The sequence below is a fragment of the Oceanisphaera submarina genome (genome assembly GCF_046521305.1).
Lineage (GTDB): Bacteria > Pseudomonadota > Gammaproteobacteria > Enterobacterales > Aeromonadaceae > Oceanimonas > Oceanimonas submarina.
The window spans coordinates 231,732-246,689 of record NZ_JBKGFN010000002.1; the positions used below are offsets into that span (position 1 = coordinate 231,732).

Below are 14,958 nucleotides of genomic sequence, written 5' to 3' on the forward strand. Positions count from 1 at the left end.
CAATACCAAATACCGACTTTGAGTTCGACTCAAAACAGATGGAATGTGATAACACAAGGGACTACAACATGACTCGTATCTGGAGCTCCGCCCGTACCAAAATCGCCGCCTCTCTGATTGCCGTTGCCGGCATGGGCGCCACCATGGAAGCCATGGCTGCCGATGTGACCTGGCGCTTCACCAACCTGTATTCCCGCGGCACCGCCTTCGGTGATATCTATCAGTCCTTTGCCGACAAGATAGAAGCCGACTCCAACGGTCGCATGAAAATCAACATGCTCTATGCCGGTGAAGGCGTAGACACCAATGGCATCATAGGTGCCACCAAGTCAGGTCTTATCGACATGGCCGCTCCCTTCCAGCCCATGCATGCCGGTGAAATTCCCTTCGGCGTAGTCGAAGTCGGCCTGCCCGGCAGCAATGGCACCCTGGAAGAGCTGAACGCCCAGTTCTATGAAAAAGGTTGGTCCGAAGTACTGACCGAGGCCTATGATCGTCACGGCCTGGTGTGGCTGGATCCTTACTTCCAGCCTGGTGTCTACGTCATTACCAAGACCAAGATCGAATCCATCGAGGACTTCAAGGGTCTGAAGATCCGTGCTCCGGGTGCCTACGGCCGCTTCTTCCGCGAGCTGGGCGCTTCACCGGTCAACCTGGCCTGGGGTGAAACCTATACCAGTCTGGCCACCGGCGTAATCGACGGCACCATCGGCTCCAACCTGATCGACCACCGCGACGGCAACTTTGCCGAAGTAGCCAAGTTCATGTACCCGCTGCCGGTGTCCAGCGCCCAGGCCCTGCCCGTTCTGGTGAACAAGAACGCCTGGAACAAGCTGCCGGACGAGCTGAAGCAGGTAGTACGTGATGCCGCCAAGTGGCACGCCCAGGAGCAGGCAGAGAAATCCGTCCAATGGGAGCAGGAAGCCGTGGCCGACATGCAGAAAATCGGCATGAACTGGAGCCCCGAGGCATCCGAAGCCGACAAGGCCCAGTGGCAGCAGGCGGCCGAAACCGTTTGGGCCCACTATGGCAAGACCGACCAATACAGCTCTCGCCTCGTAAAACTGATGAAGTAACCCCCCCTTCCGATGAGATAGCCCCGCCACGGCGGGGCTGATGTTTTCATTCCATGGATGCATAATGAAAAAACTACTTTGTTTATGGTGCAAAGGGACCGGACTGCTGGTGTCGACCGTCGGTCATACCATCTCCCTGGCCCTCCCCCTGCTGGCGGCGACCCTTGCCTTTGAAGTGTTTTCCCGTTACGTACTCAACAGCCCGACCATGTGGGCCTACGACGTATCGCTGTTTCTGTTCGGTTATATCGGTGCCCTGTGTGGTGCCAGCGGCCAGCTGAAAAAGGCGCATATCAACGTCGACATCCTCTACCTGTCGGTATCGCAGCGAACCAAGAACATCTTCGATCTGATATCCAACTCTCTGGGCGGTTTCTTTTTGATCATAGTGGCCAGCAAAAGCTGGGAAAAGGCGCTGGAGGCCATCGATTTCGGCTATACCCGCCAGTCCGAATGGGCTCCTTCCATCGGCCACTTCTGGGTCATGGTGACCGTCGCCGCCATCCTGTTTCTACTGCAATTGTCCAGCGACATGTTGAAAGATACCTGGCAATTGATCACCGGTGAGCCCCTGCTGTCTGAGGACGATGAATAATGAGTATCGAATTATTGACCGGCCTGCTGCTGCTGGGCGTACTGATTTCCTTTGCACTGGGTGCCCAGGTAGGTCTGGCTCTGGGCGGCATCGCCATGCTGATTGGCTATGCAACCTGGGGCGAAGGTATTTTCAACATAGTCCCCACCACCATAGAGAGCACCCTGTTCAGCTTCGTGCTGCTGGCGATTCCGCTCTACATCTATATGGGCCAGCTGTTGACCCGATCCGGCATCGGCGACGCCATGTTCAAGGCCAGCCAGTTGGTTATCGGCCGGGTCCGTGGTTCGCTTGCGATCAGCGTCATCGGCGTTTGTTCCATGATCGGCGCCATGGTCGGCATTATCGGTGCCGGCATCATGACCTCCGGCAGCATAGCCCTGCGTCCCATGCTGGAACGGGGCTACGACAAGAAACTGGCACTCGGTGTCATCATGGCCGGAGGTGGTCTGGGGATACTGATCCCGCCCAGCATCCCCATGATACTGTTCAGCTCCACCACCCAGACTTCGGTCGGCAAGATGTTCATCGCCGCCCTGGTGCCGGCATTGATCTCCATCACCGTCATGGTGCTTTATGTGGTGATCTCCTGCAAACGGAACCCCAGCCGCGCGCCCATTGGTCATTCCCTGGACGTGCCCAAGAATGCCCGCGAACGCTTCATTACCCTGCGCGATGGTTTCATGGCGCTGGGCCTGATCGTACTGGTGCTCGGCAGCATCATCAGCGGTATTGCCACTCCCACCGAATCCGGTGCCATCGGTGTGGTCGGTGCCCTCTTGCTGGCCATCATGTACAAGCGCTTCAAGCTCAAGATGATGAAACGTTCCGGTATCGAAACCGCACTGCTGGTGAGCGTGGCCATCTGGATCGTGCTCGGCGCTTCCGTGTTCAGCAACTTCCACCTGCTGATGGGTGTGCAGGGCATGGTGGCCGACTTTGCCGCCGGTCTGGATCTTCCCCCCATCATGATCATCTTGATGATGCAGGTGATCATGCTGCTGCTCGGCTTTATCATCGACGAGATGATCATAGTGCTGATCTGTGCCCCCCTGTTCACCCCTATCGCCATCGGTCTGGGCTACGATCCTATCTGGTTCGGTATCCTGATGATCCTGAACATCGAGATAGCGGTACAGACCCCGCCCTACGGCTTCGCCCTGTTCTACCTCAAGGGCATTGCCCCTCCCGGGGTGACCATGATGGATATCTACAAGTCGGTACTGCCCTTCGTCATGCTCAAGCTGGGCGTACTGGTGCTCTGCATGCTGGTGCCGGAGATCGTCACCTGGCTGCCTAATAAACTGATGGGATAACGCACTTATGTTCAAGCAAATACTGTTGCCGCTGGATTTTGAGTATCTGGAGCTCTACCCACAAGTAGTCGAGGCGGCCCTGAAACTGTGCCACCCGCAAGGACAGGTTCACCTGCTGTACGTGAATTCGGCCCGCATCCACCATGCCGCCGCGCCACTGTATTCCAGTGAGCTGATCGACAATCTGGACAAGGTGATCGAACAGCAGCTCTGCGACTTCATGCAGGCCAACATACCGGCGCAGCACCAGGGACGGATCAGAATAAAACATGGGGTGGTGTATGACACCATCCTCGCCCAGGCCAGAAAACACGGCATCGAGCTTATCGTGATGCCGGCCTCCCGACCCGGAGCCAAGACCTATCTGCTCGGCTCCAATTCATCCAAGGTGGTACGTCACGCCGATGGTGCCGTGCTGGTGATTCGCTAGGGTTTAACCGCCCACAGCTTTTCCATGGTCAGCGCCAGCAGGGTACCGGTCAGCAGGCCGTTGCCCAGCAGGTACTGGGCCAGGCCCGGCAGATGCCGGTACAGCTCCGGCGGCAGGAACATGCAGCCCACGCCCAGCAACAGCGGCACCCCTATGAGGGTGCTGGAGCGATGGTCCAGCGGCTGCCTGGTCAGCATCTGGAAGGCCAGTGCCACCAGCTTGATGAAAGTGGCCAGCAGGGCGGCATTGGCCACCGGTGCCGGCAGCAGCGACAGAAAACCTACCGCCTGCGGAAACAGTGCCACCAGCGCCAGCAGCACACAGGCCAGCATGAAGGGACCACGGCGGCTGTCGCCGGTGAGCTGCACGAAGCCGGCGGTCACCGGCAAGGGCACCACGGCGATGGTCGAGAGGCTGCCTGCCATGAAATGGCTCAGTCCCGAGGCCCGACTGCTGCGGTTAATCACCTTGTCCAGATCAGGTTGTCGCTCACTCACCACCGCCGTAATGGCAGATACCGCCGCGACCTGGTTGGAAAACAGCAACAGTGAAAACAGCACCGCCACGATCAACATGCCACTGTCCAGCCGGGGAGGACCAAAGGCGAACAGTTCGGGCCACTGCAGCCCCGACGCCGCCTCCGGCAGGGTCATGTTAGCGAGATCAAAGAGCGCGAACGCTATCCAGCCCGCCACTATGCCGACCATGACCGCATAGGTACGCAACAGCGAATGACGACTGAAGGAGCAGAGCAAGACGCCCAGAAACACCAGCAACCCCACCAGCGCCACCGGCAGGCTGATCACGCCACTGCGCGGATCCGTCACCATGCCACGCACGAACACCCCGGCCAGCTGGATCACCAGCAGCAACATAAAGCAGCCGGTCACCAGCGGGGTAAACAGAAACAACAACCGGTGCACCTGCCGGGCCAGCCCCAGCACCAGCATGATGGCTCCGGCCACCAACACGCCTCCCGCCAACAGCTGCAGGGTCTCTGCGCTGTCGTATCCCTGCTCTTTTCCGATATAGGCCATCACCACGAACACGATGGCCCAGGAGCCGGCCGGACCATCGGCAATGGTATAACGATGGCCCAGTGTCGCCTGCAGCAGTGAGCTCAGTCCCACCAGTATCAGGGTGCGCTGCATCAGGCCGGCTATCTCGCCGCTGTCCAGGCCAAAGGCCTGTCCCAGAATAATGGGCAGCGCCAGGGCATTGGCCATTAAAAAGATAAACCACTGGCTGACACTCAGTCCCCAGCCAAAACGAGAATGCATAAACAACTCCTGTGATCGGTGCCGAAGGCGGCGCAAAGCAGAGCAGGCAGACACCTGCCCGTGAGGACATGCCAAAAAAGGCAGCGAATGCTGCCGTGTCAGGGGGCGTTAACGGGCGTTATTCTCGGCGGTCAGTTGCTTGCCGTCCAGCGCTTCGAGGATGGAACAATGTTCGGCGCTTTCCAGTCCGCCACAGCAAGCCTCGGACAGCTGCCGGAGCGAATCTCGAAACTGCTCCAGCTCGGCAATCCGCTCTTCCACATCGGTAATCTTGGTATCGGCCACCGCCTTCACCTCGCGGCAGGTCACCTTGCAACTGCTGACCTTGAGCGACAACAGCTCATCCACCTCTTTGAGGGAAAAACCCACCCGTTTGCAGCGCAGAATAAAATGCAGCCGCCGTTTGTCATCTTCACTATATAACCGGTACCCTGCGGGGGTTCGCAGGCTGGGCGACAGCAGCCCCTCTTTTTCATAAAAACGCAGGGTATCGGCCTTCACTCCAAAGTGTTTGGCCAGCTCACCAATCCGAAACATTCGTTACTACTCCCAGCCATTCGAGGCTTGAAAATCGGGTTTTGTTACACATGAAATCTCTTGACACCAAAGCAAATAGTCACACAAGCCACGGCAAAATACAGTAGAATACGCCGCCTCTGTTCTGGCGTACCAGGCGGTTTGGTAAAGTCGACATTATGACCCGGTTGCCGGTTTTACCAAACCCCCCGATAGATCGTTAAAGGAACGAGAACCCATGGAAACTGCTCGCCCCATTCGCCGTGCTCTGCTGAGTGTGTCCGACAAACACGGCATCGTCGCCTTCGCCCAGGGCCTGCACGCCCGCGGCGTTGAACTGTTGTCCACCGGTGGCACCGCCCGCCTGCTGGCCGAACAGGGCCTGCCCGTTACCGAAGTGTCTGACTATACCGGCTTCCCGGAAATGATGGACGGCCGGGTCAAGACCCTGCACCCCAAGGTTCACGGCGGCATTCTCGGCCGTCGCGGCCAGGACGAGGCCATCATGGCCGAGCATGCCATCCAGCCCATCGACATGGTCGTCGTTAACCTCTACCCCTTCGCCAACACAGTGGCCAACTCCGATTGCACCCTCGAAGATGCCGTCGAAAACATCGATATCGGCGGCCCGACCATGGTACGCGCGGCCGCCAAGAACCACAACGACGTGGCCATAGTGGTGAACGCCGGCGACTACGACCGCCTGCTGAACGAGATGGACGCCGACAACAACAGCCTGACCCAGGCCACCCGTTTCCATCTGGCCATTGCCGCCTTCGAACATACCGCCCAGTACGATGGCATGATCGCCAACTACTTCGGCACCATGGTTCCGGCCTACCACGACGCCAGCGAGGGCTCCGCCTTCCCACGGACCATCAACTACCAGTTCACCAAGAAGCAGGATCTGCGCTACGGCGAAAACAGCCACCAGAGTGCGGCCTTCTACGTGGAAAACGACATCGATGAAGCCTCGGTTGCCACCGCCACCCAGTTGCAGGGCAAGGAGCTGTCGTTCAACAACATCGCCGACACCGATGCCGCCCTGGAATGCGTGAAGGAATTCGATGCCCCGGCCTGTGTTATCGTCAAGCACGCCAACCCCTGCGGTGTGGCACTGGGCGACGATCTGCTGCAGGCCTACGAGCGCGCCTACCAGACCGACCCCACTTCCGCCTTCGGTGGCATCATCGCCTTTAACCGCGAGCTGGACGAAGCCACCGCCCGCGCCATCATCGATCGCCAGTTCGTGGAAGTGATCATAGCCCCCAGCATCTCTGCCGCCGCCAAGGCTGCCGTCGCCGACAAGAAAAACGTGCGTCTGCTGGAATGCGGTCAGTGGGCCGAGCAGACCAAGGGTCGTGACATCAAGCGCGTCAACGGCGGCATCCTGGTGCAGGACCGCGATCAGGGCATGATAGGTCTGGACGATCTCAAGGTGGTCAGCAAGCGTCAGCCCTCCGAAGAAGAGCTACAGGATCTGCTGTTCTGCTGGAAAGTGGCCAAGTACGTCAAGTCCAACGCCATCGTCTACGCCAAGGGCGCCCAGACCATAGGCGTGGGTGCCGGCCAGATGAGCCGCGTCTACTCCGCCAAAATCGCCGGCATCAAGGCCGCCGATGAAGGTTTGAAGGTGGAAGGTTCGGTGATGGCGTCCGACGCCTTCTTCCCGTTCCGTGACGGCATCGACGCCGCCGCCGCCGCCGGCATCAGCTGTGTGATCCAGCCCGGTGGTTCCATGCGTGACGACGAAGTGATCCAGGCCGCCGACGAACATGGCATGACCATGGTGTTCACCGGCATGCGCCACTTCCGCCACTGATAGGAAGATACGGGCGGTGTTATTGAACGCTGGGTAGCTATCGGGACAGGGGGAATCTCACGCCGACACGCCATGAACCCATCCATGGCATTTCATGGTCGGCTGAGAGACTTCCCCCTCTCCCTCCCTAACCAGCCGAGTGGCACTTTGCAGACCCGTAGCTTCCTTCGTTTGCTTTAAAAATTTAGAGGAACAGACCATGAAGGTATTGGTAATCGGCGGTGGCGGTCGTGAACACGCCCTGGCCTGGAAAGCCGCCCAATCTCCCAACGTCAGCCAGGTATTCGTGGCTCCCGGCAACGCCGGCACCGATCTCGAGCCCAGCCTGACCAATGTGGCCATCTCCGCCACCGACATTCAGGACCTGCTGGCCTTCGCCAAGCAAGAACAGGTAGGCCTGACCATCGTCGGCCCCGAAGCGCCGCTGGTGGCCGGTGTGGTCGACGCCTTCGACGCCGAGGGCATGACCATCTTCGGCCCGAGTGCGGCCGCCGCCCAGCTGGAAGGCTCCAAGGCCTTCACCAAGGATTTTCTGGCTCGCCACAAGATCCCCAGCGCCGACTATCAGAACTTCACCCAGGTGGAGCCGGCCCTGGAATACCTGCGTGAAAAAGGCGCCCCCATCGTGGTCAAGGCCGACGGCCTGGCCGCCGGTAAAGGCGTGATCGTGGCCATGACGCTTGAAGAAGCCGAAGCCGCGGTACGCGACATGCTGGCCGGTAACGCCTTCGGCGACGCCGGCAGCCGGGTGGTGATCGAGGAGTTCCTCGACGGCGAGGAAGCCTCTTTCATCGTCATGGTGGACGGCGAGCATGTGCTGCCCATGGCCACCAGCCAGGATCACAAGCGCGTCGGCGACGGCGACACCGGTCCCAACACCGGCGGCATGGGCGCCTACAGCCCGGCGCCCGTGGTGACTCAGGAAATCCATGATCGCATCATGGAACAGGTGATCATGCCGACCGTGCGTGGCATGGCGGAAGAAGGCCACGTCTACAAAGGCTTCCTCTACGCCGGCCTGATGATCGACGAAGCCGGTCAGCCCAAGGTCATCGAGTTCAACTGTCGCTTCGGCGATCCGGAAACCCAGCCGATCATGCTGCGTCTGCAGTCCGATCTGGTGGCGCTGTGTCTGGCCGGATGCAAGGGTGAGCTAAACAAGGTCACCGCCGACTTCGACCCCCGCGCCTCCGTCGGGGTGGTACTGGCTGCCGGTGGCTACCCCGGTCACTACCGCCAGGGCGATACCATCACCGGCATTCCCGCCGGTACCGATGTTGCCAAGGTGTTCCACGCCGGCACCAAGTTCAAGGACGGCGAGCTGGTCACCTCCGGCGGCCGGGTGCTGTGCGCCACCGCCCTGGGCAATACCGTGACCGAGGCCCAGGCCAACGCCTACGCCGCCGCCCGTCAGATCGAGTGGCAAGGTGTCTTCTGCCGCGGCGACATCGCCTACCGCGCCATCGCCCGCGAACAGCAGCAATAAGCGCTATTCACCTGCAAACCAGAGCGGCCCTTTCGGGCCGCTTTTTTATAACCATTATCTGAGCTTCAGGCAGGACTCGCTAAGAACCATACGAACCAGTCTCCCATCGCTGAATAGACACCTGATACCCATCTGAATAAAAATATGATCTTTCTTAAGTCCAAACTCAGAGGCAACACAGCCACCTCCCACGACACGCCATAAATTCATCCCTGAGGGCTCGGGAAATGCCGTCCATGGCATTTTACGGTCGTGGTAGTCGACCTCTGTTGCCTCTTCTCAAGCACCGAGTTGTCTGTAGACGACGCCAACAGGCAACTCCCTGGCATCAGGGAGGATAAAGGGCTCTGCTCCGCCGACCGTCCGCACTACGGATGGTGCGGCTGAGCCTAGATGGAGGTATTCACGGCGTGTCGGCGGAGCTGGCCCTTTGTCCGACCTTTGCAGAGTAACCAAATAGATCCGTTCTTTAATCTGTTTGGTATGACATCTCATCGCATAAAAACCGCCTACTATCTAATCAGATGCCATCGACTATCGGGTGCAGGCATCTATCCAGAAGCCTCCATTTACCAACAGCCCCATCGAGGAGAGTAACGAATGTTCAACAAAGTATTGATCGGTTTAACCCTGACCTTCAGCCTGCAGGCACTGGCGGCACCGGTGCAGATGGCCGATACCCCGGAGGGAGAAATACTGACTAACACAGTCGGCATGAGCCTGTATGTATTTGATAAAGACCAGCCCGGTATCAGCAACTGTAACGGCAGCTGTGCAGATAACTGGCCACCGCTGGCCGCCACCGGCGATGACACGGCCGACGACGACTACGGTATTGTGACCCGGGCCGATGGCAGCCTGCAATGGAGCTACAAGGGGCAGCCCTTGTATCTGTGGAAAGAAGACAAACAGGCAGGTGACATATCAGGCGACGGCAAGTTCGATGTCTGGCACCTGGCCAGGCCTTGATGTCAATTTACAAGGTCTACTCGGCGCCATATAAACTCACAATGAAAAAGAGCCCTTTCGGGCTCTTTTCTACAGCTGGTGCCCCAGCCAGTCGGCAAACCCCGGCAGGGCGCCGAGGTGGGGCAATAGGGTGAGGTTAATGTCCGGATACTGTTCCCGTTTCTGCATCAGTACCGAGGGCAAGTCCTTGACCACATGCTTGCCCTCGGCCAGAAAATAGGGGAACAACTTGATATTTCTGGCACCGGCGGCCACCTGCTGGTCGATGGCCTGCTCCAGGGTCGGCTCGGCCAACTCCCAGAAACCGTGCCCCATCAGCTCGAAGCGCCCTGCCATGGCGGTGGTCAGACTCTGTGCAAAGGCCGCTATTTCCTCGTTGGCGGAGGCTCGACGACTACCGTGGGCAACCAGAATAAATCCGTTCATATGACTCCTGCTTTACACTGTACCTTCGGCGCCTGGGCCGTCAGTACGTCGACACAATAATCCCAGCTCGCAATACGGTAATGCTGAATGTCCTCATCCAGATGAGTGCCCTGGCTCTGCTGGTGAAACCAGGTCAGAAAACGGGAGGGGGTAATCAGCTGGATCTGGCTGTCGATATCGGTTTCATCGTCGTCCATAAAATCCAGTACATCGGCCCCTTCCAGCACCTGATAGCCAAACAGATAATCAAACACCAGCTGGTAGATTACCCGGGGCGGGCTATCGATATCGGTGGGCATGCCCATCGACAACACCAGCTGGCCGTTCCATACATCCTGATGCAGTTCGGTCAGCATCAGCCCCTTGGTCAGGCCCCGGGCACCGGCCCATGGCGTTGCCACCTGTCGAATCGCGTTCACTTCCATCGTAGCCTCCCTAAGACGGGAACAGACTGGGTTAACTTATAACCTGTGTCAGTTATAACAACCTAAGGATTAAAGGAGCAAGTACGGAGAGGAAAAAAACCCGGCGAAAGCCGGGTTTGGAAGCGGTTACTTGATGGCGTCTTTCAGCGCCTTGCCGGCCACAAAGGCGGGCACATTAGCCGCAGCAATCTGAATTTCATTGCCGGTCTGGGGGTTGCGGCCGGTACGGGCGGCGCGGTGATTTACCTTGAAAGTACCGAAACCGACCAGTTGCACCGGATCACCTTCTTTCAGGCTTTGGGTGATACCGTTGAGTACTTCTTCCAGGGCTGCCTTGGCCTGAGCCTTGCTCAGATCTGCTTTGGCGGCAATTGCATCGACAAGCTGAGTCTTATTCATAGGGGATCCTTTCTCACTTGGCATTAAGTGGTTGCCCACTGTATTCAAATTTCAGGCTCAAGCAAAGCCTTTGTCTTGATGCCAAATATCAAGTGCCGTTGTTTTGTGCGGAAACTGCGGAAAACATCACATAACCGCAAGGAAAAGTGCCTGTAGCCCAAGGCCACAGCCGAAACAGCATAGACGACCACCGTCACGACCGCCAGCCTTGCAGCGACTTCAGGATTCTAAATCTTTGATCACCACGGTGGAATCACAGCGACCGAAACCGTCGGCCAGCAGCTTTTCATATACCTTGTGAACGTGTTCGGTCAACGGCAGGGTCAGCCCCTGCTGCTCGGCTTCATCCAGACAGATGCCCAGATCCTTGTGCATCCACTGGGCGGCAAAACCGAAGTCGAACCTGCCTTCCGCCATGGTCTGGGCCCGGTTCTGCAGCTGCCAGCTCTGGGCGGCGCCACCGGCCAACACCTCGATCAGGGTGGGAATATCCAACCCGGCCTTCCTGGCAATCATCAAGCCTTCGGCGATGCCCTGCACCGCACCGATCACGCAGATCTGGTTCACCATCTTGCAGCGCTGGCCGGCACCGACCGGGCCCAGCCGGGTCACTTTTTTGCCGTAAGCGGCCAGCACAGGAGTGGCTTCGGCCACATCGGCCTCGCCCCCGCCGACCATCACCGTCAGGGCGCCGTTTTCCGCCCCCAGCTGACCACCGGACACCGGCGCATCAATGAAGCGTGCGCCGGCTTTATTTGCCGCCACCGCCAGCTCTTCGGCCAGCAAGGCAGATGTGGTGGTGTGATCCACCAACAACGCGCCCGGCTTGATGCCCGCCAGCACGCCCTCGTCGCCATAGACCACGGTACGCACGTCGTCGTCGTTGCCCACACACAGCATCACCATGTCGGCATCTTTCGCCGCCAGTGCCGGAGTGGCAGCGCTGGTGCCGCCATGACGAGACACCCAGTCGGCCGCCTTGTCCGCATTGCGGTTATAGACACAAACCTCATGGCCACCCTGTTGCAGGTGTCCCGCCATGGGAAAGCCCATCACGCCCAGTCCGATAAATGCCAGTTTCATTACCTTTACTCCCTGCCTTGTGAACCAATATCAAAATAGCCATCAGCATACATCACCAATAATGGCCGAGAGCATAACGCAGCCTTCCGGGGGAAGTCACATCCCGGGCCATAGCCCCTGCCCTTCCTCCTGGTCGGGTAGCGCGTCAGAGTAGCACCTCATGAAAACCATCGATAAAATTGATTATTTATTCAAAAACAGACAATAAAACCACCAAACATTGACAACAAATTCAAATTTAACAACTAAATATAAACAACTAACAACATAAAACACCATTTGATAACTAAAAAAAAAGACAAAAAAATATTATTTTGCAATAATCCAGCCTGTTACATGGATTTAACCTGGATCGACGACCAAACATTGCTCTGCGATACCAATATTTTTCAGTAAGAGGGACTATGAACAACAACACACCGAAAATACCCTTTGGCATGGCGATGCTGCCTATTATTCTGATGGTGGGTGCCATGCTGGTCACCATTGTCATCTTTGAAGGCAGCCCACATATACCGCTCGCATTTGGCACCACTATCGCGGCTCTGGTGGCCTGGAAACATGGCTACACATGGCAACAGATAGAAGACAGCATCTATAGTGGTATCAAACTGGCTCTGCCGGCCGTGGTTATTATCATGCTGGTGGGTGTTGCCATCGGTGCCTGGATTGGTGGTGGTATTGTCGCCAGCATGATTTATTACGGGCTGCAGATACTTTCACCTTCCTTGTTTCTGGTTTCCATCACCCTGATCTGTGCCGTCGTTTCCATCGCCATCGGTAGCTCCTGGTCAACCATGGGTACCATCGGCATCGCCGGCATGGGTATTGGTATCAGCATGGGGATCCCCGCTCCCATGGTGGCCGGCGCCGTGATTTCCGGCTCCTATTTCGGTGACAAGCTATCGCCCCTGTCCGACACCACCAATCTGGCCGCCGGCCTGACCGGCACCGATCTGTTCGAACATATCAAGCATATGCTCTATACCACCATTCCCGGCTTGCTGATCGCCCTGGCCGTGTACTGGTATCTGGGTCTGAGTTTCGGCGCGAGCGACAGCGAATTCCAGAATATCGCCACCACCATGGCCATACTGCAGGATAATTTTGTCATCTCTCCCTGGCTGCTGCTGATCCCGGTGTTCGTGATTGTTCTGGTCACCAGAAAGGTACCGGCTCTTCCTGCCCTGATCGTGGGTATTTCACTGGGTTTCCTCAGCCAGGTGTTCATCCAGGGCGGCTCTGTCGCCGACGCGGTAAAGGCCCTGCAAGCCGGCTTCAGCATCGAAACCGGTAATGAGATGGTGGACGGCCTGTTCAACCGGGGTGGCCTGGAGTCCATGATGTATACGGTATCCATGACCATCGTCGCCATGACCCTGGGCGGCGTGCTGGAAAACACCGGTATGCTGAAGGCCATTGTCGCCAAGATCCTCAGCAAGTCCCGCTCGGCCAAAAGCCTGATACCGACCACCATTGCTTCCTGCTTCATGACCAATGCAACTTGCTCGGAGCAATACATTTCCGTGGTGGTGCCCTCCAGGATGTTTGCCGGCGCCTATAAAGAGAGAGGACTGCATTCCAAGAACCTGTCCCGGGCCTTGGAAGACGGCGGTACCCTGACCTCGGTGTTCATTCCCTGGAATACCTGCGGTGTCTTTATCCTCGCCACCCTGGGTGTTCATGCCCTGGAATATGCCCCCTATGCGATACTCAACTTCGCCGTGCCCCTGTTGTCCATCCTCTTTGCACTGACCGGTTTTTCCATCGTGAAACTGCAGAGCTCGGATCAGGTGGCGGCGCGCACCGATGATGTCGCAACCAGCGGCACGGAAGAGCTGGGCATGATGCAAAAAGCCGGTCAATAAGGCTCACCTCGCCGGCTCCGCTTATCCGGCGGAGCCGGCAATCTGGTATCGATTGACGTGAGCAGGCCCCGGCCTGCTCTTTTCTATTTCAAGCCCGGCGAACGCCGCTATCTAGCAGGAACAGGGTAAAATGAAAAAATTCCCCAGAGTGGTATGGGATCCATCCCGGCTCCTCGCCAATGCCGCCTTTCTGGATCGGCTCTGCCATCGGCAACAAGATCCCGTTGGCTGGATCCCGGTGACCAAGGTCACCTGTGCCGATCCCGATATCGTCGACACGTTAATCCGGCAGGGATACCAGTCCTTCGCCGATTCGAGAATAGAGAACCTCCGGCGTATCAAGCAGATTTCACCCGACTGCCAGACCACACTGCTGCGTCTGCCCGGTCTGCATGAGGTCGCCGAGGTGGTTCGCTACGCCGATATCAGCCTGGTATCGGAGCAGGACACCATAGCCGCGCTGCAACGCGAGGCGCAAAGATACGACCACCGCCATAAAATCATCCTGATGATTGAACTGGGAGATCTGCGCGAAGGCGTCTGCACCCATCAGGCGCTTGAGATGGGCCGCTTCATTCTGGAACAGGACCATATCGAGTGGCTCGGCATCGGCACCAACCTCACCTGTTATGGCGGAGTGATCCCGACCGCCGACATCATGCTGGAGCTGACCGGCCTGAAAGCCCGGATAGAAAACGAACTGGGCCATGCCCTGACCATTGTCTCCGGCGGCAACTCCAGCCTGCTCCCCCTGCTGCTGGAGCATCGGCTGCCTCCCGGCATCAACCAGCTCAGGCTGGGAGAAGCCCTGTTTTTCGGCCGGGAAACCGCCTATGGTCGGCACATAGCGGGTATGCATGAAGACATTTTCAGGCTCGAGGCCGAGGTTATAGAAGTCAAGGAGAAGCCTTCCCTGCCCCGGGGGCCTCTGGGGAAAAACGCCTTTGGCGAAACGCCGGTGTTCAGGGACAGGGGCATACATACCAGAGCCATCATCGCCCTGGGAGAGCAGGACGTGCCCGTTGCCGATCTGATCCCGTTCGATCCGGATATAGCCATCCTCGGCGGCAGCAGCGATCACCTTATTCTCGATGTAACGGGGTGCGATATAAAGGTAGGGGATGTACTGTCGTTCCGACTGAATTATCGGGCGCTACTCTATGCCATGACCTCCGGCTATGTCGGCAAGCACAAGCTGACAGAAGCAGAAACCGACGCCTGCGTATCCTGATTCCAAGCAGATTAAATAACAAATCTATTTGGTTCT

General features: G+C 57.9%; 15 protein-coding genes. 9 read left to right on the plus strand and 6 right to left on the minus strand.

Annotated elements, in window-relative coordinates; all coding sequences use genetic code 11:
- Positions 1 to 68: 68 nt before the first annotated feature.
- From dctP to ACLEIV_RS03725, 4 genes are all read left to right on the plus strand, one after another.
- The gene (gene dctP / locus ACLEIV_RS03710) at positions 69 to 1,076 is read left to right on the plus strand and encodes a TRAP transporter substrate-binding protein DctP (RefSeq protein ID WP_410455309.1); all 1,008 of its coding nucleotides are present in this window, start codon (positions 69 to 71) and stop codon (positions 1,074 to 1,076) included.
- Between the two features lie 64 nt (positions 1,077 to 1,140).
- Positions 1,141 to 1,671, plus strand: a complete 531-nt coding sequence (locus ACLEIV_RS03715; RefSeq protein WP_410455310.1) for a TRAP transporter small permease subunit — start codon at positions 1,141 to 1,143, stop codon at positions 1,669 to 1,671.
- On the plus strand, positions 1,671 to 2,987 hold the full coding sequence (locus ACLEIV_RS03720) for a TRAP transporter large permease (RefSeq protein ID WP_410455311.1): 1,317 nt from the start codon (positions 1,671 to 1,673) through the stop codon (positions 2,985 to 2,987). The genes ACLEIV_RS03715 and ACLEIV_RS03720 overlap by 1 nt, the downstream gene beginning before the upstream one ends.
- Before the next feature lie 7 nt (positions 2,988 to 2,994).
- Positions 2,995 to 3,417 (plus strand): universal stress protein, encoded by a 423-nt coding sequence (locus ACLEIV_RS03725; protein ID WP_410455312.1) that lies wholly within the window; start codon positions 2,995 to 2,997, stop codon positions 3,415 to 3,417.
- Here the strand turns inward: ACLEIV_RS03725 and ACLEIV_RS03730 are convergent.
- Positions 3,414 to 4,697 carry a purine/pyrimidine permease gene (locus ACLEIV_RS03730; protein ID WP_410455313.1) on the minus strand — a complete coding sequence of 428 codons (1,284 nt, stop codon included), beginning with the start codon at positions 4,695 to 4,697 and terminating at the stop codon, positions 3,414 to 3,416. The two genes, ACLEIV_RS03725 and ACLEIV_RS03730, sit on opposite strands and share 4 nt — an antisense overlap.
- 108 nt (positions 4,698 to 4,805) lie before the next feature.
- Positions 4,806 to 5,234, minus strand: a complete 429-nt coding sequence (gene zntR, locus ACLEIV_RS03735) for a Zn(2+)-responsive transcriptional regulator (RefSeq protein ID WP_410455314.1) — start codon at positions 5,232 to 5,234, stop codon at positions 4,806 to 4,808.
- A 217-nt stretch (positions 5,235 to 5,451) separates the two neighbouring features.
- Here zntR and purH point away from each other — a divergent pair, with 217 nt between their 5' ends.
- From purH to ACLEIV_RS03750, 3 genes are all read left to right on the plus strand, one after another.
- Positions 5,452 to 7,035, plus strand: coding sequence for a bifunctional phosphoribosylaminoimidazolecarboxamide formyltransferase/IMP cyclohydrolase (gene purH, locus ACLEIV_RS03740; RefSeq protein WP_410455315.1), 1,584 nt, complete (start codon positions 5,452 to 5,454; stop codon positions 7,033 to 7,035).
- Positions 7,036 to 7,234: 199 nt separating this feature from the next.
- On the plus strand, positions 7,235 to 8,521 hold the full coding sequence (purD, locus tag ACLEIV_RS03745; RefSeq protein WP_410455316.1) for a phosphoribosylamine--glycine ligase: 1,287 nt from the start codon (positions 7,235 to 7,237) through the stop codon (positions 8,519 to 8,521).
- A 600-nt stretch (positions 8,522 to 9,121) separates the two neighbouring features.
- On the plus strand, positions 9,122 to 9,490 hold the full coding sequence (locus ACLEIV_RS03750; RefSeq protein WP_410455317.1) for a COG4315 family predicted lipoprotein: 369 nt from the start codon (positions 9,122 to 9,124) through the stop codon (positions 9,488 to 9,490).
- A 69-nt stretch (positions 9,491 to 9,559) separates the two neighbouring features.
- On the opposite strand, the gene ACLEIV_RS03755 is transcribed toward ACLEIV_RS03750, so the two are convergent.
- The 4 genes from ACLEIV_RS03755 to ACLEIV_RS03770 all read right to left on the minus strand — a co-directional run bounded on the left by ACLEIV_RS03755 (position 9,560) and on the right by ACLEIV_RS03770 (position 11,823).
- Positions 9,560 to 9,916: a sirohydrochlorin chelatase gene (locus ACLEIV_RS03755; protein WP_410455318.1), complete on the minus strand. Its 357-nt coding sequence runs from the start codon at positions 9,914 to 9,916 to the stop codon at positions 9,560 to 9,562.
- Positions 9,913 to 10,341 carry a hypothetical protein gene (locus ACLEIV_RS03760; protein ID WP_410455319.1) on the minus strand — a complete coding sequence of 143 codons (429 nt, stop codon included), beginning with the start codon at positions 10,339 to 10,341 and terminating at the stop codon, positions 9,913 to 9,915. The genes ACLEIV_RS03755 and ACLEIV_RS03760 overlap by 4 nt, the downstream gene beginning before the upstream one ends.
- Positions 10,342 to 10,467: 126 nt before the next feature.
- A complete protein-coding gene (gene hupA / locus ACLEIV_RS03765; protein ID WP_204796192.1) occupies positions 10,468 to 10,740 on the minus strand; it encodes a nucleoid-associated protein HU-alpha in 273 nt (90 codons plus the stop codon).
- A gap of 219 nt (positions 10,741 to 10,959) precedes the next feature.
- A complete protein-coding gene (locus tag ACLEIV_RS03770) occupies positions 10,960 to 11,823 on the minus strand; it encodes an NAD(P)-dependent oxidoreductase (protein WP_410455320.1) in 864 nt (287 codons plus the stop codon).
- A gap of 404 nt (positions 11,824 to 12,227) precedes the next feature.
- Here ACLEIV_RS03770 and nhaC point away from each other — a divergent pair, with 404 nt between their 5' ends.
- Together nhaC and ACLEIV_RS03780 are read left to right on the plus strand one after the other, a co-directional pair.
- A complete protein-coding gene (gene nhaC, locus ACLEIV_RS03775) occupies positions 12,228 to 13,691 on the plus strand; it encodes a Na+/H+ antiporter NhaC (protein ID WP_410455321.1) in 1,464 nt (487 codons plus the stop codon).
- Positions 13,692 to 13,821: 130 nt separating this feature from the next.
- On the plus strand, positions 13,822 to 14,922 hold the full coding sequence (locus tag ACLEIV_RS03780) for an alanine/ornithine racemase family PLP-dependent enzyme (RefSeq protein ID WP_410455322.1): 1,101 nt from the start codon (positions 13,822 to 13,824) through the stop codon (positions 14,920 to 14,922).
- The last annotated feature ends 36 nt before the right edge of the window (positions 14,923 to 14,958 follow it).